Annotated in this window: 2 tRNA genes; both read left to right on the top strand. The window is 45.4% G+C overall.

What is annotated here, in order from left to right:
• Positions 1 to 172: 172 nt before the first annotated feature.
• Positions 173 to 249: transfer RNA gene (locus tag FHY47_RS00010), tRNA-Ile, on the top strand.
• Between the two features lie 22 nt (positions 250 to 271).
• Positions 272 to 347: transfer RNA gene (locus FHY47_RS00005), tRNA-Ala, on the top strand.
• Positions 348 to 467: the final 120 nt, after the last annotated feature.

Here is a 467-nt window from a genome sequence, read left to right as displayed (position 1 = left end):
GATTGGGGTGAAGTCGTAACAAGGTAGCCGTATCGGAAGGTGCGGCTGGATCACCTCCTTTCTAAGGAAAATAGACTTATTGGCCAGTAGTTTTGTTTAGTTTTGAAGGAGCAATCCTTCATAGAAAAAGATTGACTCTTTTTTTATGTGAACATGATTTAAAACGGGATAGGGGCCTATAGCTCAGCTGGTTAGAGCGCACGCCTGATAAGCGTGAGGTCGATGGTTCGAGTCCATTTAGGCCCACCATATAAACCCATACCCATAAAACGGGGCCTTAGCTCAGCTGGGAGAGCGCCTGCTTTGCACGCAGGAGGTCAGCGGTTCGATCCCGCTAGGCTCCACCAAAATCGTTCTTTGAAAACTGGATAATGTAATGTAAGGCAAAGTAAATGCGTTTTAATAAAAACCGAGTAAGAGTTTTTTAACGGTTAAGTTAATAAGGGCGCACGGTGGATGCCTTGGCA

The organism is Bacillus sp. E214, assembly GCF_008087365.1.
GTDB lineage: Bacteria > Bacillota > Bacilli > Bacillales > Pradoshiaceae > Pradoshia.
The sequence above is the reverse complement of the archived record's forward strand: the minus strand, read 5'-3'. Positions and strand labels throughout refer to the sequence as shown.